Origin of the sequence: Pseudomonas sp. GD03862, from assembly GCF_029840855.1 — a bacterium.
Classification (GTDB): Bacteria; Pseudomonadota; Gammaproteobacteria; order Pseudomonadales; family Pseudomonadaceae; genus Aquipseudomonas; species Aquipseudomonas alloputida.
Genome location: NZ_JAOCDI010000051.1, coordinates 1 through 24732, shown reverse-complemented (window position 1 = coordinate 24732; position 24732 = coordinate 1). Strand labels below are relative to the sequence as shown.

The following is a 24732-nucleotide window of genomic DNA, read 5'->3' as shown; positions in this document are numbered from 1 at the left end:
TGCAAACCCGCCGGGTGAATGCCCGGCGGCATGGACGACCAGCAGTAAGGGAACTATGTGAAGCGAAGCAGTCCGCTGTCACCGCTGTTGCTGGGAGCCTTCGGGCTCCTGGCCCTGAACTTCCACCCGGTTGCCCAGGCAGCCGATGATATAGACCCCCACCTGCGCCAGATCGGGCCGTCGCTGCTACGCGATGCGCCCGAAGCGGTGCCCGCCCGCCCCCCCATCGGCATGGCCCCGGTCGCCAGTGGCGAACGGCTGAGCCTTACCGACGCAGTGCTGCAGGCAGCGCAATGGCACCCGAGCATCGCAGAGGCCATCGGCAACCTTTACAAGCAGGGCGAAGGCATCAACGTCGCCCGAGCGGGGTATTACCCACAGATTTCCGGCGGTATCCGCACCGGTTATGACACCGGCTATGGCGGCGACCGCAATAGCCAGGCCCTGAACCTGTCGCTCAAACAAATGCTCTATGACTTCGGCAAGGTCGACAGCGCCGTCAACGCGGCCCAGGCTGCCGCCGCCCGGGCACAGGCCAATATCCTGCTGGTGGTCGACGATCTGGCCCGCGACACAGCCTATGCCTGGATCGAAACCCGCCGCTACGAGCAGCTGATGACGATTGCCCGCGACCAGATTCGCGGCGTGGGCGACATTGCCGGCATGGCCCGCCAGCGCAGTGACATGGGCGCCAGCACCCGTTCCGACGTGGTACAGGCCGAGTCCCGCGTGGAAAGCGCCCGTGCCACCCTGGAGGAGTACCAGTCGCAGTACGAGCGCTGGCGCTCGACCCTGGCGGCGCTGATGGGTCGCGTTACCCCTCCGGCACTGGCCGAGGGCTCACCCGCCGAGCTGGACCAGGCCTGCAAGCGCCCTGCTCAGGGTGATGACCGCCTGCCCGCCGTGCTGATGGCCCTGGCCCAGCGCGCACATGGCCAGGCCGACCTGGCCCAGGCCAAGGCGGAGGCCTACCCTACCCTGTCGTTGCAACCGCAGGTCAATCATTACCTGGACGACGACTACAACCGCGATAACGCACGGCTGGACCGCACCCAGGCGGGCATCTACCTGAACGTCGAAGTCCCCATCTACCAAGGGGGCTCCATCAGCGCCCGCACCCGCGCTGCCGGCCACGCGCTGACCGCCGCCGACTCCGCCGAAGACGCCGCACGGCTGCAGGCGCGTCGGGGCCTGGCGGAGGCCAAGGCGCAAACCTCCGGGCTGGGCCGCCGGCTGACTTCGCTGGAAGCCCGCCAGGTCAGCATTCAGGAGGCACGCATGCTCTACGGGCGTCAGTACCTGGACCTGGGCACACGGCCACTGCTCGACCTGCTCAACGCCGAGCAGGAGATCTACCAGTCACGCTTCGAACTTGCCGGCACCCGCTCCGATCTGCTGCGCCTGGATGTCGACTGCCTGTACAACACCGGCGCCCTGCGCACGGCCTTTGGCCTTGAGGGGCGCAACCTGCAAGGTGTGGAGATCCAGCCATGAGTGATTCGATCGATGTGACCCTGCCCAACCAGGCGCCCGCGCCGGAGCAGGCCGCCGCGCACCGGCCAGACCTTGGCCCCTGGCTTGAGGTGATGTTGCAGGTGGCACACCATTACCGCCTGGACGTATCACCCCAGCGTATTCGCCTGGCGGCTGCGGAGGATGCCCGCCCGTTAAATGAAATCCTCCGCCACATGGCACGTCAGGCGGGGCTGGCATTGCGCTTCGTGCACTTCGATGCCAAGGGCCTGCGGCAATGGCGCACGCCGCTGGTGCTGGAGCTGGACGACGGGCAGCTGGCGGTGGTCGAGTCGGTGACCGAAGAAGACGACCTGGCGGTGGTGTTCGCCGGTGACCAGGGCCTGACTTCGCGCCTGCCCCGCGACACCCTGAAGGGCCGTATCAACCGCGTTGCCCTGCTGCGCCCGGCCCGGCCACTGCGCGATGTGCGCACCGACGACTACACCGCGCCTTACGACCGCCACTGGTTCGCCCGCATCGTACTGCGCGACCTGCGTCCCTATGGGCAGGTGATGGTCGCGTCACTGGTGGCCAACGTGCTGGCGCTGGCCGGCGTGCTGTTCTCGATGCAGGTGTACGACCGAGTCATACCGGCCGAATCCCTGCCCACCCTCTACGTCCTGTTTGGCGGTGTGGTGTTGGCACTGGTGTTCGACTTCAGCATGCGCCTGCTGCGGCTAAAGGTGACCGACCTGCTCGGCAAGCGCGCCGACCTGCGGGTGAGCGACCTGGTCTACGGCCATGCCCTGCGCCTGCGCAACTCGGTGCGGCCGAAGTCCACCGGCTCGTTCATCTCGCAGTTGCGCGAGCTGGAGTCGATCCGCGACCTGATCACGTCCAGCACCGCCACGGTGCTGGCCGACCTGCCGTTCTTCCTGCTGTTCCTGTTCGTGTTCTGGCTGATCGGCGGCGTACTGGTGTTCATCCCGCTGGTCGCGCTGCTGGCCATGGTGTTGCCCGGGTTGCTTGCACAACGGCGCCTGGCACGGTTGGCCAATGCCTCGATGCGTGAGTCGGCGCTGCGCAACGCCATGCTGGTGGAAAGTATCCAGGGCCTGGACGAGATCAAGGCACTGCAGGCAGAGGCACGCTTCGAACGGCAGTGGAACCAGTACAACGCGGCCTGCGCGCACACCAACCTGCGCCTGCGCACCCTCACCAACGGCCTGGTGACCTGGACGCAGAACGTGCAGGGTGCCGTGTTTGCCGTGGTCATCGTGATCGGCGCCCCCATGGTCATCGCCGGCGACCTCACCACGGGTAGCCTGGTGGCGGCATCCATGCTTTCATCGCGGATGATGGCACCGCTCGCCCAGCTGACCCATGTGCTGACCCGCTGGCAGCAGGCCAAGGTCGCGCTGCAAGGCCTGGACAAGCTGATGCAGTCGCCGGTCGACCACCCCGAAGGCGAAGCCCGCGTGCACCTGCCGGCCATTCACGGCGAGTACCGCCTGCGCCAGGCCAACTTCCGCTACAGCGAAGACTACCCGCCAGTGCTGAACATTGGCCGGCTGGATATCCAGCCGGGCGAGCGCATTGCCGTGCTGGGCCGCAACGGCGCCGGCAAATCAACCTTGCTGCAGGCGCTGGGTGGGGCCATGGACCTGGTACAGGGCGAGATCAGCCTGGACGGCATCGCCATGGCCCACCTCGACCCTGCTGACCTGCGCCGTGACGTCGGCCTGCTGCCGCAGTACGCGAGGCTGTTCCACGGCACCCTGCGGGAAAACCTCACCCTCGGCGCCGGCCAGGCCAGCGACCAGGAACTGGTGGCCGCGCTGGCCGCCACTGGCGCACTGGACTTCGTCCGCCGCCTGCCCAAGGGCATGGACCACTTGATTCTCGAAGGAGGCCTGGGCTTGTCTGGCGGCCAGCGCCAAGCCCTGGTGCTGTCGCGCCTGCTGGTACGCCAGCCGCAGGTACTGCTGCTGGACGAGCCGACCGCGTCGCTGGACGACATGACCGAGCGCAAGCTGCTGGATAACCTGGAGCGCTTCTGTCAGGGCCGTACACTGGTGATCGCAACCCATCGCCTGAGTGTTCTGCAGCGGGTCGACCGCATCCTGGTGCTGGACGCCGGGCGCATCGTCATCGATGACGCGCGCGATGCCGCGCTGGCCAAACTGCAGGGAGCCCAGGCATGAGCAACCATGAACTCCCGGCTTCCTACCTGGACGGGCAGGACGATCAGGCGGTATTCCGCGCCGGCCGCATCATCACCCTCTGCGCGCTGATGCTGGCGGCGTTCCTGGCCTGGGCGGCCTGGTTCGAGGTGACCGAGGTATCCACCGGCACAGGCAAGGTCATTCCAAGTTCGCGTGAGCAGGTCATTCAGTCGTTCGAGGGCGGTATCGTCGCGCAGATGAGCGTGGCCGAAGGTGACCTGGTCGAGCGCGGCCAGGTGCTGGCCCAGCTCGACCCGACCAAGACGGCTTCCAGTGTGGGTGAAAGCGAAGCCAAGTACCGCGCTGCCAGGGCCAGCCAGGCCCGCCTGCAGGCAGAGGTGACCGGCAAGCCACTGACCTTCCCGGAGAGCCTGCGCGACTCTCCTGACCTGATCGATGCCGAAACCGCGTTGTACCAGACCCGCCGCCGCGGCCTGGAACAGACCCTGGCGGGCATTCAGGACTCGTTGCAGCTGGTGCGCAGCGAGCTGAAGATCACCGAGAACCTGGCAAAGATGGGGGCCTCCAGCCGGGTTGAAGTGATCCGCCTGAACCGCCAGCGTTCCGAGCTGGAACTCAAGGCCAACGAGGCACGCTCGGACTATCTGGTGCGCGCCCGGGAAGAACTGGCCAAGGCCAGCGCCGAAGCGGACGCCCTGTCGGAAGTGATCCGCGGGCGCAGCGACTCGCTCACCCGCCTGACCCTGCGCTCGCCGGTGCGCGGCATCGTGAAGGACATCGAGGTAAACACCCTGGGTGGCGTGGTGCAGCCTGGTGGCCAGGTGATGAAGATCGTGCCGATGGACGAACGCCTGCTGATCGAAACCCGCATCGCGCCACGGGACATCGCCTTCATTCACCCCGACCAGGCGGCCAAGGTCAAGATCAGTGCCTATGACTACTCGGTATACGGCGGGCTGGACGGCAAGGTGGTGGGCATCTCGCCGGATACCCTGCAGGACGAGGTCAAACCGGAAATCTACTACTACCGCGTGTTCATCCGCACCGAACAGGACAGCTTGCAAAACAAGGCCGGCAAGCGTTTTGCGATCGTGCCAGGGATGATTGCCACGGTGGATATCCGAACGGGCGAGAAAACCATCCTCGATTACCTGATCAAGCCGCTGAACCGAGCCAAGGAGGCCCTGCGTGAACGCTGATCCAGGCGTTTACACACCTCCCCCTGTGGGAGCGGGCATGCCCGCGAACACCGGCGAAGCCGGTGCCATGTACCGCGTCGCACGCTTCGCGGGCATGCCCCACAAGGGTCCCAGGCGCTCCGGAGTAGTGGGCATCTCGCCGGACACTCTGGCCAGAATCCATCCTCGGTTACCTGTTCAAGCCGCTGAACCGGGCATTTACGCACATCCCCTGTGGGAGCGGGCATGCCCGCGAACACCGGCGAAGCCGGTGCCATGTACCGCGTCGCACGCTTCGCGGGCATGCCCGCTCCCACAAGTCCACCCTAGCACTCTTGGGTAGTGGGCAACTCGCCGGACACTCTGGCCAGAATCCATCCTCGGTTACCTGTTCAAGCCGCTGAACCGGGCATTTACGCACATCTCCTGTGGGAGCGGGCATGCCCGCGAACACCGGCGAAGCCGGTGCCATGTACCGCGTCGCACGCTTCCACAAGGGTCCCTAGCCCTCCTGGGTTCTGTGCAAAATGCCTAAAGCCCAACCCAAACAGGCCGATAACCGGTTATCCCCTGCTCCTCACCGAAGGTCACCATGGCCACGCAAAATGCCCGCGCGGATTCGCTATCCCTGCTGCTGTTCACCCTGCGCAGCGGCAAGCTGATGGCAATCAACCTGCTCAAGGTCAGCGAGATCATCCCCTGCCCGCCGCTGACCAAGCTGCCTGAGTCGCACCCCCACGTAAAAGGTGTGGCAACCCTGCGCGGCCACTCGCTGTCGGTCATCGACCTGTCCCGCGCCATTGGCGAACAGCCACTGGTCGACCCGCAGGGTGGCTGCCTGATCGTTACCGAGATCAGCCGCTCGCGCCAAGGCCTGCATGTACAGGCGGTCAGCCGCATCGTGCATTGCCTGAGCACCGACATCAAACCGCCGCCCTACGCCTCGGGCACCCGCTCGTTCATTACCGGTGTGACGCGCGTGGACAACACCCTGGTGCAGGTGCTGGACATCGAAAAAGTCATACACGCCATCGCCCCGCCCGTCGCCGAGCCAGCGCACGGCACCTTGAACGAAGAAGACGCCAGCCTGCTGGCCGCCGCCAACATCCTGGTGGTGGACGACAGCCAGGTGGCCCTGCAGCAGTCGGTGCACACCCTGCGCAACCTCGGTATCGAATGCCACACCGCGCGCAGCGCCAAAGACGCCATCAACGTGCTACTGGAGCTGCAAGGCACCGCGCAGGAGATCAACATCATCGTCTCCGACATCGAAATGAGCGAAATGGACGGCTACGCCTTCACCCGCACGCTGCGTGAAACCCCCGACTTCCAGCACCTGTACGTGCTGCTGCACACCTCGCTGGACAGTGCCATGAGCAGTGAAAAGGCGACCCAGGCCGGGGCCAATGCCATCCTTACCAAGTTCTCCTCGCCAGAGCTGACCGATTGTCTGGTGGTGGCTGCGCGTACCGTGGTGTTCGCCGAGCACTGATATATTCAGCGACAAACTCCCCGGCTTGCCGCCGGGGGTGACTCGGGCATAATTCGCGCCCCTCGCAAGAAAATTGCCGGAATCGCGTATGAAGCTTCTCAGCTCTATCTTGATCAGCTGCGCCCTCTTCAGCGGTATTGCCCAGGCCTCCAGTAGCCAGGCCTGGAACGAGCAACGCCAGCAGATGCTCAAGGCTTGCCTGACCGCCAGCCAGTTCAAGGACGCCCATGCCCGCGGCAAGCCCGCCGAGTTTGATGATCAGGTAGGCATGAGTGCCCTGCTGATCGAAGGCGTCTACCCACAGAAGCACATGCAGCAGCGCACCGGCACCGAACTGTGCCTGTACGACCGCCAGCACCAGCGTGCTTTCGTCAGTGAATGGAGCCCGGAAGCCAAGTGACCGACCGCTTACGTTTCGGCTGTACCGGCTGCGGCAAATGCTGCACCGGCCACCATGTGCCCCTGACGCTGGCCGAAGCGCGTCGCTGGGCGGACGATGCCGGCCAGGTGGTGGTACTGATCGAGGCCTTCGTCGTGGACGGCCCCGGCATGCCGCTGGATCAGCGTGACCATGTGCTGCGACGCTCCCATCCGGTGCATTGCGGCGAGGGCGAGGCACGCGTCTCGGTGACCTTTGCTGCATTCAACCCCGGACGTTGCCGTAACCTCGATGCCAACGACCTCTGCACCATCTATGAGCAGCGCCCACTGGTCTGTCGCATCTATCCGGTAGAAATCAACCCGCATATTCCCCTGCGGCCAGACAGCAAGGACTGCCCGCCGGAGGCCTGGCAACAGGGGCCGGAGCTGATTCTCGGCACGCAACTGGTCGATGTGGAACTGCAGGCGCTGGTACAGGCTTCGCGCCAGGCCGACCGCGATGACATTGCCGCCAAGGTGGCGGTGTGCCAGGCATTGGGCATGACGACCAGTGCGCTCAAGGGTAACGGTTTTACCGCCTACTTGCCGGATATGGGGGCGTTTGCTGCGGCGCTGGCGCAGGTACAGGGGAATGAAGGGGCGCAGTGGACCTTGCATGTGCAGGATGAAGCGCTGACAGCAAGCTTGCAGGCATTGGGTTTGCGCACAACCCATGAAACCCCGGTTTATTACGCCTTTATCGGTTTCTAGCCTGCCAAGGCGGCGCCCTGTGCAGGCGCCCTAGCACGGGGCTTTCGCCGAAAGCCCCGTTGTTCCGCCCAATGATCGTTACCTTTTGCGCAACAGTGCTTATCGCACTTCGCTCTGTTTCGAGTGCACTGAAAGGACTAACTTTACCCCTGTCCTCATTAGCACTTGCACCGCAAGAAGGTAGTTTCAAATGTCCAACAGTATGGGTATTGCCAGCGTCTTCGTCCTGTCTTCCCTGTTGTTGTCGCCCCTGGCCATGGCCGAAGAATCCCCGGCATTCGTTGCCCGTAATGCAGAGATCGCGGCTGTCCATCAAGAAGCCCGTGACGCTGTAGCCGCAAACAAGGCCGATACCGTAAAAGACTCGAAACAGACAGCTTCCAAAGTCAGCGTCGATACCAGTGCCGACAGCTGATCACGCGCTGTCGCTACTCCCGTTTTCCCTTGGCTACGCCATGGGCACCCCCGGTGCCGATATGTTAGCCTTTTAAAGCCGCTGCCGATCAGCGGCTTTTTTTATGTGCTTTAACGCTCAGCCCGGCTGTAACGTGTACCTATAAAAAAGACGCACATTCAAATATAAAAACTGCCCCACCGTCAGATCCAAGGAGCTAGTACCGGTGTCTTCCGCGTTTCGTTTTACCCCGCTTTTCATTGCGTTGACTGCAACGATCCCTTTCGCCGCCCAGGCAGATGAAGACAAGGCTGATGGCTTCATCGAAGGTTCGTCCTTCAACCTGCATTTTCGTAATGCCTACTTCAACCGCGACAACCACAACGCCGGCGTGCGCGACACCCGCGAGTGGGGCCAAGGCGCGGTTGCGCGTTTCGAGTCGGGCTACACCCCGGGCGTGGTCGGCTTCGGCCTGGATGCTCATGCCATGCTGGGCCTGAAGCTCGACGGCGGCGGCGGCCATGCCGGCACCAGCATCCTGCCAGAACACATCAAGGACGACGGCGAGCTGGGCGCTGCCCCGCATTCGTTCTCCACTGCCGGTGCTGCGGTCAAGCTCAAGGCCTTCGACACCGAGCTGAAAGCCGGTGACCTGTTCCTCACCAACCCAGTGATCGCCGGCGGCGAAACGCGCATGTTGCCGCAAACCTTCCGCGGTGTAAGCCTGACCAACACCAGCATCGACGGCCTGTTGCTCGAAGGTGGCCAGGTCAGCTTCACCCACCCGTACAACCAGAGCGGCCATCGCCGCATCGACACCTACTACGGGTCACTGGACGAGCACGACAAGAGCAAGCACCTGAACTGGGCCGGCGCGTCGTGGAGCGGTACCGAGCACATCACCGCCAACCTGTACGCCGCCGAGCTGAAGGACATCTGGAACCAGTACTACGCAGACTTCGACTACACCTATGTGGTCAATGACCTGGTCAGCCTGAACCCGGGCGTGCACTTCTATCACACCCAGGACACCGGCCAGGCCCTGCTAGGCAAGATCGACAACAACACCTACAGCGTGCACTTCACCGTCAATGCAGGCTTCCACAGCGTCACCGCTGCCTACCAGCGAGTGAACGGCAACACGCCATTCGACTACATCAACCTGGGCGACAGCGTGTACCTGGACAACTCGCGCATGTACTCGGACTTCAACGCGCCGAACGAGCGTTCGTGGAAACTGCAGTACGGCTATGACTTCGCCGGTGTCGGCGTGCCTGGTTTGTCCACCTCGCTGTCCTACTCGCGCGGCGAGGCTGACCTGACCAAGGCCACTCAGGACACCACTCACTACGACTACTACCGTGAAGATGGCAAGAACGCCATGCACTGGGAGCGCGACCTGGACGTGAAATACGTATTCCAGGAAGGTGACCTCAAGGACCTGTCGGTGCTGGTGCGTTATGCCACCCACCGCGGCAGCCAGGGTTATGCGTCGATCGACAGCAACAGCGACAACGATGAACTGCGGGTAATCGTCGATTACCCACTGAACGTGTTCTGATCTTGCGCTGCAAGCATCGCAAATAACCCTGTGGGAGCGGGTTCAACCGCGAAGAAGGCACCGCGGTGTTGGGCACCGGCTGCGCCGATGTTCGCGGGTAAACCCGCTCCTACAACGGCCTGTGTCCAATCCCCGGTGTGTGTCCACCGCAGATCAGTGTGTAGGAGCGGGTTTACCCGCGAATACCGTGGTGGCGGCAACGGTGAACGCCTGCTGGAGATTGGCCAGCAGGCCCGGCCCATTCGCGGGTAAACCCGCTCCTACAGGCGACGGCAAATGGAAAAGTACGGTACACCGTGCTTCCGTCGGACAAATCTTGTCCGACAATGCCCGCTTCCCTAGAATATCGCCGCCGCGAATGGCCCTGCCCACGCAGTAGCGAGCATGCCCACCCAATCCCCGCGTTTCGCAGTCTACAGGTCGCACCCCGAGCTGATCCTCAACCTGGGCAGTTGCCTTGCCGTGCTCGCCATCGTGGCTATCGTCAGCTACCTGCTTGCCCGCGAGCGCGAAAGTGTCGAGCAGTCGGCGGTGCGCTCGTCGAACAACCTCGTGCAGCTGATCGAAAGCGACATCCTGCGCAACGTCGAACTCTACGACCAATCCCTGCAAGGCCTGATCTGGGCCGTCGGCCGCAAGGAACTGCCGGAAGTCCCCGGCCCGATACGCCAGCGCCTGCTGTTCAATGAAGCCTTCGTCGACCGCAAGCGCGGTGACGTGCTGTGGCTGGACAAGCAAGGCAATATCGTTGGCGACTCCACCAGCAGCGTGCCGCGCAAGGCCAACTTCGGCGACACCGGGGTGTTCAAGGCCCACCAGCACAATGCCAACCTCGGCTTGCTGGTGGGCCCGCCTTTCAAGGCCAAGCTTGGCGACCTGGACTGGTGTATCAGTTTCAGCCGGCGTATCTCCGGCCCCAATGGCGAGTTCGCCGGGTTGGCAGCGGGTGCGCTGCGCCTGTCGTACTTCAATGAGTTGTTCCAGCGCCTGGACATTGGCCACGACAGCAGCATCAACCTGTTCAATGCCGATGGGCAGTTGCTCGTCCGCCAGCCCTACCGCGGACAGGACCCACTGATTGGCACCTACTACACCGAACGGCCCAATTTCAAACGCATCCTCAGTGAACAGAGCGGTAGCTTCACCGCCCGCTCCCACGGCAGCGGCAAGCTGCGCATGTTCACCTTCGCCCGGGTCGCGCAGTTGCCACTGATCGTGCTGGTGGCGCACTCGGCCGACGAGGTGTTCGAGTCCTGGCGCCGCACCGCCATTCTGGTCAGCGTCGCCACCGGCGGTCTGTGCGTGGGCATTCTCTGGCTGACATTGCTGCTGGGCCGCGAACTACGCCGCCGCCACGACGCCGAAGAAAACCTGGCCATGCTCGCTTCCACCGATAGCCTGACTGGCCTGGCTAACCGCCGCAGGCTGGACCATGTGCTGCGCCAGGAATGGGCCCGCGCCCAACGTAGCCGTAAGCCGCTTGCGATACTGATGGTGGACGTGGACCACTTCAAGGCATTCAACCAGCGCCATGGCCATGCCGGTGGCGACCATGCCTTGCGCGAGGTGGCCAAGGCCATCGAGGCATGCATTCGTCGCCCTGCGGATTTGGCTGCGCGCTATGGTGGGGAGGAGTTTCAGGTAGTGTTGCCAGAAACCGATCTGGCCGGGGCCCAGCTACTGGCTGAACGCATCCGCGCCAACGTCGAGGCGCTGGCGCCGTTTGCGGATGATGCCCACGCCGTGACCGTGAGCATCGGTATCGGTCTGTCCGGCACCCAGCAGGACCTTGGCAGGCTGCTGGGTGCTGCGGACGAAGCGCTCTACCGCGCCAAGGCCAATGGCCGCAATCGGGTAGAGGGCCCGCTCGATTAGGAGCGGGCGCGAGCGGCGTTGCGCAGGGCCTTGACCTGGTCATGGTTGCGCTGCACGCCTTGCAGCTGCTTTTCCACCAGGCTGTAGGTCATGTCGCTGGCAGTGCGGCCCAATTTCACCAGCTTCTCGCGGGCTTCCTTGTAGGCCTTGAGGGCGTGGTCCTCGCCACGCTCTACCTCGTTCAGCACTGCCTCCTCGTCCTTGCCGGTGACCATCGACTTGAGGTTGACCCAGCCGCGGTGCAGGTCGCCACTGATGCTGGTAGAAGTTTCCGGATCGCCGCCCAGGCGGCGCACTTCGCTCTGCAGCTCACTGGCAGCGTTGGCGCACTCGCCCGCACGCTGGACGAAGAACGCTTTCAGTTCGGGGTTCTTCACATCATCGGCCGAGGCCTTGAAACCCTTCTCGCCATCCTTGCTGTACTCGATCAGGTCGTTGAGTACATCGATCACGTCTTTGTTGGGGTTGCTCATGGTCGAACTCCTTGGCAGGTGATAGTCCACTAGGGAATTGCAGTGTTCGTGCCACGCTTTCAAAAAATATAAATTCCTTACCATTCAATAAGTTACGAAAATGATGGCATCAGCTGTCAACGGCGTTCTGCATGATTGCCGCTTGGGGCTTCGTGCAGATTGCAGTATGGTCGGCACCTTTCCACAGCCAGGTGCGCGAAGATGAAGCCGGAAACCCTCGAACTACTGGTGACCCGCAGCATGCCGTTCGGCAAGTACCAGGGCAGGATCATTGCCGACCTGCCCGGTGACTACCTGGCGTGGTTTGCGCGCAAGGGCTTCCCGGCAGGGGAACTGGGCGGGTTGCTGGCGTTGATGCATGAGATCGATCACAACGGGCTGGGTGATCTACTGGTGCCGTTGCGGCAGAAGCATCGCCGTTGAAAGGCCAACGCGGGCTCTGTGGGAGCGGCCTTGTGTCGCGAAAGGGCTGCGAAGCAGCCCCAGATTTTCAGCTTCGCAACTTAGATTGCCGGGGCCGCTTTGCGGCCCTTTCGCGACACAAGGCCGCACCCACAGAACGAGGTCTGCTCATACACTTTTAGCAGGCGCCACGGCCAACTCCACACGCTCGCTCTTCTTGATAACCGCATACACCACCGCTGTCACCAGGCTACCCGCCACAATCGCCAGCAGATAAAGCAACGCATGGTTGATCGCGTTGGGGATCAACAACACGAACAAGCCGCCATGCGGCGCCATCAGCTTGCAGCCAAAATACATCGACAATGCCCCGGTCAACGCACCACCGGCGATACTGGCCGGGATCACCCGTAACGGGTCCTTGGCGGCAAACGGAATCGCCCCCTCGGAGATGAAGCACAGCCCCAGCGCCAGCGCCGCCTTGCCCGCCTCCCGCTCGCTCTGGGCGAACTTGCGCCGGGCCAGGAAGGTGGCAATACCCAAGCCAATCGGCGGCACCATGCCGGCGGCCATGGTCGCCGCCATTGGCGCATAGCTCGACGAGGCCAGCAGCCCCACCGAGAACGCATAGGCGGCCTTGTTGATCGGCCCGCCAAGGTCGACGCACATCATGCCGCCCAGCAACAGCCCCAGCAGGATGGCATTGGTGGTGCCCATGCTGTCGAGAAAATGCGTCAGGCCTTCGAGCATCGCCGCTACCGGCTGGCCAACCACGTAGATCATCACCAGCCCGGTGAACAGACTGGCCAGCAATGGAATGATAAGGATCGGCTTGAGCGCCTCCAGGCTGCTGGGCAAGCGCGCCCATCGGGCAATGGCCTTGGCGCTGTAACCGGCGAGGAAACCGGCGACGATGCCACCGATGAAGCCGGCCCCCAAGGTGCTGGCCAACAGGCCGCCGATCATGCCCGGGGCCAGCCCGGGGCGGTCGGCGATGGACCAGGCGATATAGCCTGCCAGTAGCGGAACCATCAGCTTGAAGGCAGCCTCACCGCCAATCTGCATCAACGCCGCCGGCAAGGTGCCCGCCTCTTTGTAGGCCTCGATACCGAACACGAACGACAACGCAATCAGCAGGCCGCCAGCCACCACCATCGGCAGCATGAACGACACGCCGGTCAGCAAGTGCTTGTACACACCGGTTTTCTCGCCCTTGGTCGGCGTGGTCGCCGCTGCGGCGTCGGCAGCGTTTTCCACCGTGGCTTGCGCCAGGGCTTTGTCCAGGGTAGCGCTGGCCTGCTTGAGGGCAATGCCGGTACCACAACGGTAAATACGTTTGCCGGCGAAACGTGCAGTGGGTACTTCAATGTCGGCGGCCAGCAGCACCACGTCCGCCGCAGCGATGGCCTCAGCGGACAAGGGGTTGCGCGCACCGACCGAGCCCTGGGTCTCGACGGTAAGCTGGTAGCCCAGCTGTTGTGCGGCTTGCTGCAAGGCCTCTGCGGCCATGAAGGTATGGGCTACGCCGGTCGGGCATGCAGTGACGGCAACGATGCGAGCGCCAGCACTGCCCACTGCGGCGGGGGTGCCTGTCACTGCGGCCAGCAGCTCGGCGTTGGCCGCCGCTTCGTCGAGAAAGCCTTCGCGATCAGCCAGCGCCTGGGACGGTGTGCTTTGGTACAGGCGCTTGCCGACGAAGCGGGCCAGGTCCACCGGCCCGGTGCTGACCACAAGCACCCAGTCAGCCTCGGCGATCTGTGCGGCGCTCAGTTGCCGCTCGGGGTGTTCAGTATTCTGCACTTCGACGCTGGTGCTCCAGCCGCGCCGCTGGGCAGCGGCGGACAGCAAGCGTGCGCTCAGTACACTCGATACCTGGCCGTTGGGGCAGGCGGTGATTATGGCAATGTTCATCGGCAACCCTCTTGTTGTTCTGTCAGTTGCACGGCCGCTTCCAACTGCGCCAGGTGCTCGCGGTCATGGATGCCGAAGCCAACCTGGGTAACGGCCTGGGCGGCGATGGCAGTGGCCCGGGTCAACGTCTGTGCAGGCGCCTCGGCCAGCAGCAGGCCGTGGACCATGCCGGCCACCAGCGAATCCCCCGCCCCCACCGTGCTGGCAACCCGCACCTTGGGTGGGCGGGCCTGCAGGGCCAGATCGCGACTGAACCAACTGACGCCCTGCTCGCCCGCAGACACCACCACGTGTTCAACGCCACTGTCCAGCAGGCGCTTGGCGGCAGCGCGCTGTTGCGTCAGGTTATCCACAGCCAGGCCCAGCACTTCGCCCAGTTCCTCGGTATTGGGCTTGACCAACCAGGGCGCGCTTTGCAAGCCGACACGCAGGGCTTCACCACTGCTGTCCAGGACTATCTTGAGGCCTTGGGCCTTCAACCGTTCGAGCAACTGGCGGAACCAGTCGGCACTGATTCCGCGCGGCAGGCTACCGGCCACCACCACGGCATCGTGACCGGGGGCAATCTGTTCCAGCCTGTGCAGCAAGGCACTGCGTGCCGCCTCGTCGACCTCCGGGCCCTGCCCGTTGATGTCGGTCACGCGGCCATCGGCCTCGACCAGCTTGATATTGCTGCGGGTTTCGCCCGGCACACGGACAAAGCAGTCGATAAAACCGCGGCCGTCGATCAGCGCCTCGAAGGGCTGCAGATTGTCGCCCCCCAGGAAACCGCCCACGGTTACGCTGTGCCCCAGGTCGGCCAGTACCTGGGCAACGTTCAGCCCCTTGCCTGCGGCGTGACTGTGCTGCGCCTGGCTACGGTTGACCTGCCCTGGGCGCAGAGTGTCCAGGCCGATGGTGATATCCAGCGCAGGGTTGAGGGTAAGAGTGAGGATCTTGGCCATTCAGTAACGCTCCACCAGCGCGCGAACTGCTGCGGCGCTGTCCTGTTGCAGGGCCTCGCGCGCCAGGGCGCGGGCTGTCTGATGATCGGCCTGGCGAACCAGTGCCTTGACTTCGGCGATGCTGCGCGCGGAGACGCTGAGTTCGTCCACGTCCAGCCCCAGCAGCACGGCCACCGCCTGCGGGTCGGCTGCCAGCTCGCCACACACGCCCACCCACTTGCCGTGGGCATGGGCAGCGCGCACGGTCATGTCGATCAGGCTCAATACCGCCGGGTGCAGGCCGTCGGCCTGTGCCGAGAGGCTGGGGTGGCCACGGTCGATGGCCAAGGTGTATTGAGTCAGGTCGTTGGTGCCGATGCTGAAGAAGTCCACTTCGCGCGCCAATTGCGCTGCCAGCAGGGCCGCTGAAGGCACCTCGACCATAATGCCCAGCTGCAGGTCGGCTACCGGGATTTCTGCACGCAGGCGCTCCACCATGGCCCGAGCCTCACGCCATTCGTGCACCTGGCCAACCATGGGGAACATGATACGCAACGGGCGCTGGTCGGCGGCCCGCAGCAACGCGCGCAACTGGTCTTCCATCACTTGCGGGCGCTGCAGGGTCAAACGCACGCCGCGCACGCCGAGGAAGGGATTTTCCTCGGCAGCGATCGGCCAGTAAGGCAACGGTTTGTCGCCGCCAACATCCAGGGTGCGCACCACCAGCGGGCGCCCATCGAGGCCATCGAGCACGCGGCGGTACTCGGCTTCCTGGGTAGCCACATCCGGCGCTTGAGGGTGGGCCATGAAAATCAGTTCGGTACGCAGCAGGCCGACACCTTCGGCGCCCTGCTCCACCACCTTGGCGATGCCGTTGCTATCGCCGATGTTGGCAAACACCTCGACGGCATGCCCATCACGGGTGATGGCCGGCTCGAAGCGGTTGGCCCAGGCGGCCTGCAGGCGTTGCTCGCGCAGGTCACGCTCGGCCAGCGCCCGCTGCAGCTCATCCGCTGGCGGTGCGACGCTGACCACACCACGCTGGCCATCGAGCAGCAGCGGCGTACCACTCTCCAACAGCAGTATCGATGCACCCGCGCCGACCACTGCTGGTATGCCCAACGCCCGAGCGACGATGGCACTGTGGGCCGTGGCGCCGCCCTGGGCGGTGACAATGCCGGCAACCCGGTTGGGGTCCAGGCGGGCGACATCGGATGGACCGACTTCGGTCATCACCAGCACATAGGGTTGCTCGGGTTCAACCTGCGCCTGCACACCACACAACTGCGCCAGCACGCGGCGGCCAATATCGCGCAGGTCGGCGGCGCGCTCGGCGAGCAGCGCATCGTGCAACGCCTCTTGCTGACGGGCCGCAGCTTCGATCACGGCCATCCACGCGGCCGCAGCGCTTTCGCCCTGGGCCAGGCGCTGTTCGACATCGTCGGTCAGGGCTGGGTCGGCAAGCATTTCCTGGTGGGTGACGAAAATTTCGCCAATGGCTTTGTCGCTGCGCAGGACCAAAGCCTGCAGTTCGCCATTGACGGTAGCCAAGGCTTCGCGCAGTTTCTGCCGCTCCAGGGCGCACGATTCACCCCGCAAGGGATAGTCGAACTCACGCTCGACACAGACATGCGCCGGGCCGCTGGCAATGCCGGGGGCGGCGCCCACACCCTGGATACGGCTGCCGGCCGCTGGCGCTTGCAGTACTTCGGGGACGTCATCGGCAATGGGCGCGACGCTCTGCGGTAGCGGTTCCACCTCTTCACCCAAGCCTTGTTCGATAGCAGCCAGCAGCACCGGCAAGGCATCGGCAGCGATGCTCGGTTCGGCGACCAGTTCCAGTGCCTGACCACGGCGTGCGCCGAGGCTGAGCAGCTTGCTCAGGCTCTTCACCGATACGGCTGGCTGCGCGCTATCGACCAGGCGCACACGGATTTCCCCTTCAAAGCCTTTGGCCAGTTGTGCAAGCACCTTGGCCGGTCGCGCATGCAAGCCATGTGGATTGGCCAGCACGACCCGTGCGCTGGGCCAGTCCGCCGGCACTTCGCCGCCCAGCACTTCCAGCACCGCACGGCTGCTGGTGGCTTGGTAGAGCATCTGCCCACGGCCTTCGATCAGCACTTCGCACAGCCGCTCGAGCAGGGCCTCGTGAGCGGCGCCAAGGCTGGCCAGGCAGAACAGACCGTTGAGCGGCTGGTCGCGGTAACGCAGCGGCTGCTGCGGGGTGATGAAGGCCAGGCCTGGCTGACGAACCTGGCGCTCGCTGTGCAGCCACCACAGGCCCTCACCCAGCGGCAGCGGCTCGGCCTGCTGCAGCACGGCGGCAAAGCCACTGTCGACACAATCGGCACGTTGCAGCAGGCGGGCACCGCGCCAGGCCAGTTCGTCGAAGTCTTCTGCCGGCACGTTCAGGCCGACCAGCTGCGCATCCAGCGCCAGCGCCTGGGGCGCGCCCTGCAGCAGCTTGAGCAGCGCTTCGGCAGAGCTGGCCCGGCGCAAGGCTTCGGCCAGGTCGGTCTCGCCCAGCGCCCGGGTCAACAGCTGCAGCAGGCGCAGGTGTTCGTCGGAGCGGGCGGCAATACCAATGGCCAGGTAGACCATTTGCCCGTCACCCCAGTCTACCCCCTCGGGGAACTGCAGCAGGCGTACGCCGGTGGCATACACCAGGTCACGTGTTTGCGGCGTACCATGGGGAATGGCGATGCCCTGGCCAAGGAACGTGGAGCCTTGTGCCTCCCGGGCCTGCAGCCCTTGCAGGTAACCCTCGGCGACCAGGCCGTCCGCAACCAGCCGATCCGCCAGAAGGCGCAATGCCTCGGCCTTGTCGGCGGCCTTCTGGCCCATGGCTATCTGCTCATTGGCGAGCTCGAGCATGACCTTCTCCTTTTGCAGTTCCCGTTCGGGTACTGGAGTATTGTTGTGAAATTCACATAAAGGGCCAGTTCAGCAGCCTTGCGCAGGTGGCAGCCGAGGCAGAAAATTCGGCAGCTGAAACGTTTAATCTGACCAGACGGCCACGTTACTCGATAATCTGCCCAGTAAAAAGCCCCATCCTGTCGGACAATTGCGACAATGGTCGTCTGCGCGTGATGCCTGTACCGGGTCAAACTACCCGGTCTGGCCTTACAGGCAGCCCCGGAAATAACAAGGAAAATTCGGTGAAACTCAGCGATATCGCCCGTCTGGCCGGTGTGTCCGTGACCACTGCCAGCTACGTCATCAATGGCAAGGCTGAACAGCAGCGCATCAGTAACAGTACTGTCGAGCGGGTACGCGCGGTGGTCGAAGCCCACGGCTTCACCCCCAACCCGCAGGCTGCTGGGCTGCGCAGCCGGCATACCCGCACCCTGGGCTTCATTCTCCCGGATCTGGAGAACCCCAGCTACGCCCGCATTGCCAAGCAACTGGAGCAAGGCGCACGCGCCCGCGGCTACCAGCTGCTGATCGCCAGCAGCGATGACCAGCCAGACAGCGAGCGCCAACTGCAGCAACTGTTCCGTGCGCGCCGATGCGATGCGCTGTTCGTTGCCAGTTGCCTGCCGCCAGAAGATGACAGCTACCGCGAGCTGCAGGACAAAGGCCTGCCGGTGATTGCCATCGACCGCCGTCTGGACCCCGCACACTTCTGCTCGGTGATCAGCGACGACCGCGATGCCAGCCGCCAGCTGGCCGCCAGCCTGCTCAGCTCGGCCCCACGCAGTATCGCCCTGATAGGCGCACGCCCCGAGCTGTCGGTTAGCCAGGCGCGTGCCGGCGGATTCGACGAAGCCCTGCAAGGCTATACCGGCGAAGTGCGCCGCTATCAGGGCGAAGCCTTCAGCCGTGAGTGCGGCCAACGCCTGATGCAGCAACTGATCGACGACTTGGGTGGCCTGCCGGATGCTCTGGTGACCACTTCGTACGTACTGTTGCAGGGCGTGTTCGACACCCTCCAGGCGCGCCCGGTCGACTCGCGCCAACTGCAGCTGGGTACCTTTGGCGACAACCAGTTGCTCGACTTCCTGCCGCTGCCGGTCAATGCCATGGCCCAGCAGCATGGCCAGATTGCCGCCACTGCGCTTGAACTGGCACTGGCCGCCATCGAGGAAAAACGCTATGAACCCGGCGTGCACGCCGTTGGCCGCACCTTCAAGCAACGCATCTCAGCGGCCTGAACATGCGCCTGATCGACACCCACACCCACCTGGACTTCCCCGACTTCGACGCCGACCGCCCGCGCCTGCTGGCCAACGCAGCGGCGCGTGGGCTGGAGCGAATGGTGGTGCTGGGGGTGTACCAGGCGAATTTCCAGCGGGTGTGGGAACTGGCCTGCGCCGAGCCGCGCCTGTTCGCCGCGCTTGGCCTGCACCCGGTCTACCTCGACCAGCATCGCCCTGAGCACCTGGTGCAACTGCGCGAGTGGCTGGAGCGCCTGCGCGACAACCCGCGGCTATGTGCCGTAGGTGAGTTTGGCCTGGACTATTACCTCGCAGACCTTGACAAGACCCGCCAGCAGGCGCTGTTCGAAGCGCAACTGCAGATGGCTTGCGACTTCGAACTACCGGCCCTGCTGCACGTGCGCCGCAGCCATGCCCAGGTGATTGCCACACTCAAGCGCTACAAGCCAGCGCGGGCGGGGGTGATTCATGCGTTTGCCGGCAGCTACGAAGAGGCCCGCGAGTACATCAAGCTGGGGTTCCTGCTGGGGTTGGGCGGTGCGGGTACCTGGCCGCAGGCACTGCGGCTGCGCAAGACCTTGGCGCGGCTGCCACTGGACAGTGTGGTGCTGGAAACTGACTCACCGGACATGGCACCGGCGATGTACCCAGGGGTACGCAACAGCCCGGAGCACCTGCCGGAAATTGCAGCGGCGCTGGCGCACGTAATGGGGCTGGATGTCGAGGTGCTGGCACAGGCCAGCACCCGCAATGCTTGCACGTTGTTTGGCTGGTGAAACTCGGGTGAACGGGATTCCCGCAGGATGCGAGTGGCGCGGAATCAGACCAGCACGGTCCACAGCGCAAACCCGGCATACCACAGCACTGCACAGCGCAACAGCAATTCCCACAGGCTGTCCAGCCGCCCCAACCCGCGCTGGCTGTCCTCCTCCTCGGGAATGTCATCGGCAATCCGCCCCACCCGAGCCACCAGGTGCCCAGCGCTGATGTGCCAGTTGAGCACCTCGTGCAGCATCACCCGTGTCACCGCGAGGAAGTTGCCCACCAGGGCAAAGCTCAACGCCAGCGCCCGCACCGGCAACCAGTCCATGATGTGCCGCAACTGCTCGGCACGCGCCTTCAAAGCCGGCTGCTTGCTGTGCTCACTACACAGCGCCAACAATCGATAAGCCAGCGCAGCGCCAGGGCCCAGTACGAAATACCAGAAGATCACCGCAAAAAAGCCCTGGTACACCTGCCACAGCAAGTTACCCTGCACCCGCACCAGCAAGCTGTGCGGTTCATCGGCCACCAGGCCCAGGTCGCGCTCGGCCGCGTGTAGCGCCGCCTGATCGTCGCCCCGCCGCCAGGCATCACGAAACGCCCCCAGCGATGCCTTGGCATCGCCGCGGCCCAGGCTGTAGATCAGCACCAGCAGGTGCACCGGCAACGCCAGCAGACCATAGGCCACCGGCTCCAGCACATGCAGCAGCAACACCAGCAGCGCTACCGGCGCCAACACCAGGATGGCCAACGTCCACCATGGGTGCACCTTGCCGTTGCGTTCCAGACGCACCAGTTCGCCAATAAAGAACCCGTCGCGCTGCACCTGATGGCGCAGGGCCGAAAACTTCTCGACCCACAGCGCCAGCAACAAAACCAGAAAACTCATGCCTTGTCCTCGTTGTGCTGCAGCGCCTGGCGGTAACGCGACCAGTCGAAGGCCGGGCCGGGGTCGGTCTTGCGCTGCGGGGCAATGTCGCTGTGGCCCTGAATGCGGCTCAGGTCGATGGCTGGCCAGGCACTGCGGATGTGACGGGTGAGTTGCTCCAGCACCGCATACTGAGCATCGGTATAGGGCAGGTCGTCGGTGCCTTCCAGTTCGATGCCGATGGAAAAGTCGTTACAGCCTTCGCGCCCGTCAAAGCTCGACACACCCGCATGCCAGGCACGGTCATGCAACGACACGAACTGAGTCACCGCGCCGTCACGCTCGACGAACAGGTGCGCCGACACGGTCAGGTGGTTGATGCTGGCAAAATACGGGTGTTCATCAGGGGCCAGGCGGTTCTGGAAGAATTGCTGCACCTTGCCCGTGCCGAAACAGGCCGGGGGCAGGCTGATGTTGTGGATCACCAGCAGGGAAATCGATTCGCCTTCGGGGCGCGCATTGAAGTTCGGCGAGGGGCAGTGGGTGATTCCGATTCCGTGGAACCAGCCAGTGGCATAGTCCAATTGCATGGGCAGATCCTGAAAAACGCCGTGAACATGCCCACAGTATGCCCTGCGGCCAACGCCGTGTGCATGTGAATGATTGTAATGCGTCGGCCTATTGCGCCTGCCCTTGCCGCAAGCTTTCAAGTACCGCCTCCAGCGCCCGTTCGAACAACAGGCGATCATCCAGCACGCGCACTTCGTGCCGCTGCAGTGCCTGGGCCAGGCTGGCACTGCTCCACTCGCGCACTTTCATGCCGGTGCGGTTGGCGAAAACCAGCCTGTCACTGCTGTCGATGCGCGCGACCAGCTTGCAGCGCAGTGGCTCATCCTCGTCGAGAACCTCGACCCAGGTGCCGATACGCAGGCGTTGCGCCTGGCGCAGCGCTGCAGCCTGCCCGTCGGCAGCGTGCAGGGGCACGCAGGCGGGTTCTTCGGCAATCGTCAGCACAATCTCTTGGGCCACCCGCACATCGCCCAAGGGTTGGCCCTCCCCGCTCGGCAGCGCTTCATTACCTGCGCAGGCGCGCAGGTGCAACTGTTCCAGTTGCAGGAAGAACTCGCGGGTCGCCACCGCGTCCAGGGCTATGCTGGCCAGGCCATCGCGCAGCGCCTTGAGCAGGCCTGGCACCTGCTGCAGCAAGGCTTGCGGCTCATGTGGCGGCGTGATGCTGGCCAGCAGCATGTCCATCGTCTGCACTGCGTCGCGCCAGGCCTGTGAGGCCTCGCCCTGTTTCAGCCAAGCCAACAGCAGTACCTGGCTCCAGGCCTGCACCAGCATTTGCACCACCACCTGCGGCAATACCTGGCCGCGCAGGCGCTGGTTGAGCACGTGCTGCACCTGCTGCCTGGCCCGCATTGCCCGGGCACGGCCTTCTTCGGCGTCGCGAGTGCGTTGCTCCAGCAACTCGTTACGTCGCCGTTCGTCCTGATTGAATGCCAGGAAGTCGTCGAGCAGCTCGGCGAACAGGCTGGCATCGTCGGCAAAATCATTGAGCAAGCGCTGGACGATACGCTCTACCCGCATGTGCAAGCTGTCACGCTGGCACTCGCTGCCGCACTCCCAGCCAATCGCGGCGCCGGCGATTTCGTTGAGCAAACGGCGCGCCGGGTGGCTACTCCGGCTGAACAGCCCCTTGTCCAGTAATGCCACCTTGAGCAGGGGAATATGAAGGCGCGCAATCAGCGCCCGCAGGCTGGCCGGCAGGTTGTCATCGTTGTGGATGAACGCGAACAGCAGGCCAACCAGGTTGATCATGTCTTCGTCAGCCACGTGAAGGCGCCGACGCGTACCGCTGCGCACGCTGACCCGCAACAGCAGTTGCTCAAGCTGCTGGCCGAGCTCGAAGTCATCGGCCTCGTACGTGGCGGGCACATAGCGCTGCAAATGCGACAGCAGCCGGAGCAGGTCGGCGGTACTGATCGGCTGGGCGGCAGCCACCGCTTGCAAGCGCGGAGCGAACTGCCCGCGCACCGGCGCCAGCAGTGCCTGCAACGAGGCAAACAACGCCTGCCCTGCGGCGTCCGCCCCCTCCTCCTGGCCAAGGTTCGCCGGCCTGGGCCGCGCACGCATGCGCCGGTCTTCGGCACGCCGGCGCGGCGCCGGTTGCAGCTCGGGCAGCACGCCGGCAGCGGCCAGCAACTGGTTGGCTTCGCCATAGATCACATCGACATCGCGCAGAACATAACGCTCGAACAGCTTCAGCAGCACCAGCTTGACCCGCAGGCCAACGCCCAGATTACGCCCGGCGTCGAGAAAGTAACGACACAGCGCGGCTGGCCCCAATGGGTTGTGCTGCTCGTACAGGGGGCGGTCGAGCAATGCCTGCAGGCGCAGACCCAGTTGCTGCAGGGCAACGCCATCGCGTGACAGCACCCGCGCCACCATGCCCTCGATGGCGGCGGCCCGTTCCATTTGAGCCTTGCTGCGCGGCTTGCCCGGCTGGGCCAGGTTTGCCAGCAAGTCGACCTGGCCGGCGCGGAGGAAAGCATCATGGAACGTATCCAGAAAACCACGCTCGATGCTCTTGCGCTTCAGGCGCAGGTCACGCATGGCTTCGAAGTACAGGTTCTGGTCACCGCGGTCGAAGGCCTTGTCGGCCATTTCGAAGAGCGTGTCATCGGCATTGTCGAACAAGTCCTGCAGGCCCTGACGCAACTGCAACGCTGCCTTGTCGCGCACCTGCAGCAACAAGACCGGAAGGCAAGGATGAGGCGTACGCCCCCCTCGGTCGATGGTTGCCGCCAAGGGCACCACCTTGCCTTCTTTTTGCATCCTGGACTCCTTGCAGGGTGTCTTGCCCGAAAGGGCTGAAAAATCGTCAAAGCTATGACGCCAAATACTAGTCGCCATTATCGGTAAAAAATCACATAGCTACCAGCGCCGTTTCGCTGGCTGGCTAATGACCCTGATCTGCTCCGATTACTCACGACGCCCGACCAAAGGTCAGCGCCAAGGCTGCTGTACACACCGGCCCCCTGCCCTATAATCGCGGGCACCTAGCTTGTGGAGCCGACCATGCCGAACCTACGCCTTGCCGACCTGACCGCTGAAATTGAAGCCAACGTGCGCCGCGCGCTGTTGGAGGACATCGGCAGTGGCGATATCACCGCGCAACTGATCCCGGCCGAGCGCCTGGCCAAGGCGACCATCATCACCCGTGAAAACTGCGTAGTCGCCGGTACCGCCTGGGTCGATGCCGTATTCCGCCAGCTCGACCCGCGCGTTGCAGTGCACTGGCAGGTGGCCGACGGTGAGCAGGCCACTGCCAATCAGCCGTTGTTCCACCTGGAAGGCCCGGCCCGTTCGCTGCTCAGTGGGGAGCGCAGCGCACTGAACTTCCTGCAGCTGCTGTCAGGGGTCGCCACCCGTGCGCGCTTTCTCGCCGACCTGGTAGCCGGCACCCAGGTGCGCCTGCTGGACACCCGCAAAACCCTGCCGGGCCTGCGCCTGGCGCAAAAATACGCAGTGACCTGCGGTGGGTGCGACAACCACCGCATAGGCCTGTACGACGCCTTCCTGATCAAGGAAAACCACATCGCCGCCAGCGGCGGCGTAGCCGAGGCTGTGGCCGCAGCGCACCGCATTGCGCCGGGCAAGCCGGTGGAAATCGAGGTCGAAAGCCTGGACGAACTGCGCCAGGCGCTGGCCGCTGGCGCGGACATCATCATGCTCGACGAGCTGAACCTGGACGAAATGCGCGAAGCCGTGCGCATTACCGCGGGCAAAGCCAAACTTGAAGCCAGCGGCGGGGTCAACGAAACGACCCTGCGGGTGATCGCCGAAACAGGGGTGGACTACATCTCGATTGGTGCCATGACCAAGGATGTGAAAGCGGTGGACCTGTCGATGCGACTGAGCCTGTGAGCTGATTGCAGGCAATAAAAAACCGGCGCTTGGC

General features: G+C 64.1%; 20 protein-coding genes. 13 read left to right on the top strand and 7 right to left on the bottom strand.

The genetic code is table 11. The annotated features are described in order from the left end of the window. The first annotated feature begins 57 nt into the window (after window positions 1-57). The 9 genes from N5D53_RS24145 to N5D53_RS24105 all read left to right on the top strand — a co-directional run bounded on the left by N5D53_RS24145 (window position 58) and on the right by N5D53_RS24105 (window position 11272). A complete protein-coding gene (locus tag N5D53_RS24145) occupies window positions 58-1494 on the top strand; it encodes a TolC family outer membrane protein (RefSeq protein ID WP_279840966.1) in 1437 nt (478 codons plus the stop codon). Then, complete coding sequence (locus N5D53_RS24140) at window positions 1491-3659, top strand: type I secretion system permease/ATPase (RefSeq protein ID WP_003247299.1); 2169 nt, start codon at window positions 1491-1493, stop codon at window positions 3657-3659. Before N5D53_RS24145 ends, N5D53_RS24140 begins: the two co-directional genes overlap by 4 nt. Then, the gene (locus N5D53_RS24135; RefSeq protein WP_010952039.1) at window positions 3656-4840 is read left to right on the top strand and encodes an HlyD family type I secretion periplasmic adaptor subunit; all 1185 of its coding nucleotides are present in this window, start codon (window positions 3656-3658) and stop codon (window positions 4838-4840) included. Before N5D53_RS24140 ends, N5D53_RS24135 begins: the two co-directional genes overlap by 4 nt. A 571-nt stretch (window positions 4841-5411) precedes the next feature. Next, the gene (locus N5D53_RS24130) at window positions 5412-6311 is read left to right on the top strand and encodes a chemotaxis protein CheW (protein WP_003247301.1); all 900 of its coding nucleotides are present in this window, start codon (window positions 5412-5414) and stop codon (window positions 6309-6311) included. Between the two features lie 88 nt (window positions 6312-6399). Next, on the top strand, window positions 6400-6711 hold the full coding sequence (locus N5D53_RS24125) for a hypothetical protein (protein ID WP_003247302.1): 312 nt from the start codon (window positions 6400-6402) through the stop codon (window positions 6709-6711). After that, window positions 6708-7442, top strand: a complete 735-nt coding sequence (locus N5D53_RS24120; RefSeq protein ID WP_064492571.1) for a YkgJ family cysteine cluster protein — start codon at window positions 6708-6710, stop codon at window positions 7440-7442. The genes N5D53_RS24125 and N5D53_RS24120 overlap by 4 nt, the downstream gene beginning before the upstream one ends. 190 nt (window positions 7443-7632) lie before the next feature. Further along, window positions 7633-7857: a hypothetical protein gene (locus N5D53_RS24115; RefSeq protein ID WP_266025014.1), complete on the top strand. Its 225-nt coding sequence runs from the start codon at window positions 7633-7635 to the stop codon at window positions 7855-7857. A 205-nt stretch (window positions 7858-8062) separates the two neighbouring features. Continuing rightward, window positions 8063-9397, top strand: coding sequence for an OprD family porin (locus N5D53_RS24110; protein WP_190869686.1), 1335 nt, complete (start codon window positions 8063-8065; stop codon window positions 9395-9397). A 384-nt stretch (window positions 9398-9781) separates the two neighbouring features. Then, window positions 9782-11272: a sensor domain-containing diguanylate cyclase gene (locus tag N5D53_RS24105; protein ID WP_104960796.1), complete on the top strand. Its 1491-nt coding sequence runs from the start codon at window positions 9782-9784 to the stop codon at window positions 11270-11272. On the opposite strand, the gene N5D53_RS24100 is transcribed toward N5D53_RS24105, so the two are convergent. Further along, complete coding sequence (locus tag N5D53_RS24100; protein ID WP_014589713.1) at window positions 11269-11745, bottom strand: PA2169 family four-helix-bundle protein; 477 nt, start codon at window positions 11743-11745, stop codon at window positions 11269-11271. The genes N5D53_RS24105 and N5D53_RS24100 overlap by 4 nt on opposite strands. A gap of 201 nt (window positions 11746-11946) precedes the next feature. Here N5D53_RS24100 and N5D53_RS24095 point away from each other — a divergent pair, with 201 nt between their 5' ends. Next, complete coding sequence (locus N5D53_RS24095; RefSeq protein WP_003247308.1) at window positions 11947-12168, top strand: DUF3820 family protein; 222 nt, start codon at window positions 11947-11949, stop codon at window positions 12166-12168. Between the two features lie 147 nt (window positions 12169-12315). On the opposite strand, the gene N5D53_RS24090 is transcribed toward N5D53_RS24095, so the two are convergent. From N5D53_RS24090 to ptsP, 3 genes are read right to left on the bottom strand one after another with little or no spacing between them, the layout of a single operon-like run. Then, complete coding sequence (locus N5D53_RS24090; RefSeq protein WP_190869687.1) at window positions 12316-14058, bottom strand: PTS fructose-like transporter subunit IIB; 1743 nt, start codon at window positions 14056-14058, stop codon at window positions 12316-12318. Continuing rightward, window positions 14055-15002, bottom strand: a complete 948-nt coding sequence (gene pfkB, locus N5D53_RS24085; protein WP_104960794.1) for a 1-phosphofructokinase — start codon at window positions 15000-15002, stop codon at window positions 14055-14057. Before pfkB ends, N5D53_RS24090 begins: the two co-directional genes overlap by 4 nt. Then, window positions 15003-17855 (bottom strand): phosphoenolpyruvate--protein phosphotransferase, encoded by a 2853-nt coding sequence (ptsP, locus tag N5D53_RS24080; RefSeq protein ID WP_104960793.1) that lies wholly within the window; start codon window positions 17853-17855, stop codon window positions 15003-15005. It lies immediately after the preceding gene. A 284-nt stretch (window positions 17856-18139) separates the two neighbouring features. On the opposite strand from ptsP, the gene cra reads away from it, so the two are divergent. Further along, window positions 18140-19135, top strand: a complete 996-nt coding sequence (gene cra, locus N5D53_RS24075) for a catabolite repressor/activator (RefSeq protein ID WP_003247312.1) — start codon at window positions 18140-18142, stop codon at window positions 19133-19135. A gap of 2 nt (window positions 19136-19137) precedes the next feature. Continuing rightward, window positions 19138-19914, top strand: a complete 777-nt coding sequence (locus N5D53_RS24070; RefSeq protein ID WP_121161044.1) for a TatD family hydrolase — start codon at window positions 19138-19140, stop codon at window positions 19912-19914. Window positions 19915-19958: 44 nt separating this feature from the next. Here the strand turns inward: N5D53_RS24070 and ampE are convergent, their stop codons facing one another. The 3 genes from ampE to N5D53_RS24055 all read right to left on the bottom strand — a co-directional run bounded on the left by ampE (window position 19959) and on the right by N5D53_RS24055 (window position 23606). Next, window positions 19959-20789, bottom strand: coding sequence for a regulatory signaling modulator protein AmpE (ampE, locus tag N5D53_RS24065; protein ID WP_010952026.1), 831 nt, complete (start codon window positions 20787-20789; stop codon window positions 19959-19961). Continuing rightward, a complete protein-coding gene (ampD, locus tag N5D53_RS24060) occupies window positions 20786-21358 on the bottom strand; it encodes a 1,6-anhydro-N-acetylmuramyl-L-alanine amidase AmpD (protein ID WP_121161042.1) in 573 nt (190 codons plus the stop codon). The genes ampE and ampD overlap by 4 nt, the downstream gene beginning before the upstream one ends. Window positions 21359-21446: 88 nt before the next feature. Then, window positions 21447-23606 carry a DUF1631 domain-containing protein gene (locus N5D53_RS24055; protein ID WP_121161040.1) on the bottom strand — a complete coding sequence of 720 codons (2160 nt, stop codon included), beginning with the start codon at window positions 23604-23606 and terminating at the stop codon, window positions 21447-21449. 243 nt (window positions 23607-23849) lie between these two features. Between N5D53_RS24055 and nadC the strand changes: the two genes are divergently transcribed. After that, the gene (gene nadC, locus N5D53_RS24050; protein ID WP_064492563.1) at window positions 23850-24698 is read left to right on the top strand and encodes a carboxylating nicotinate-nucleotide diphosphorylase; all 849 of its coding nucleotides are present in this window, start codon (window positions 23850-23852) and stop codon (window positions 24696-24698) included. Window positions 24699-24732 lie beyond the last annotated feature (34 nt).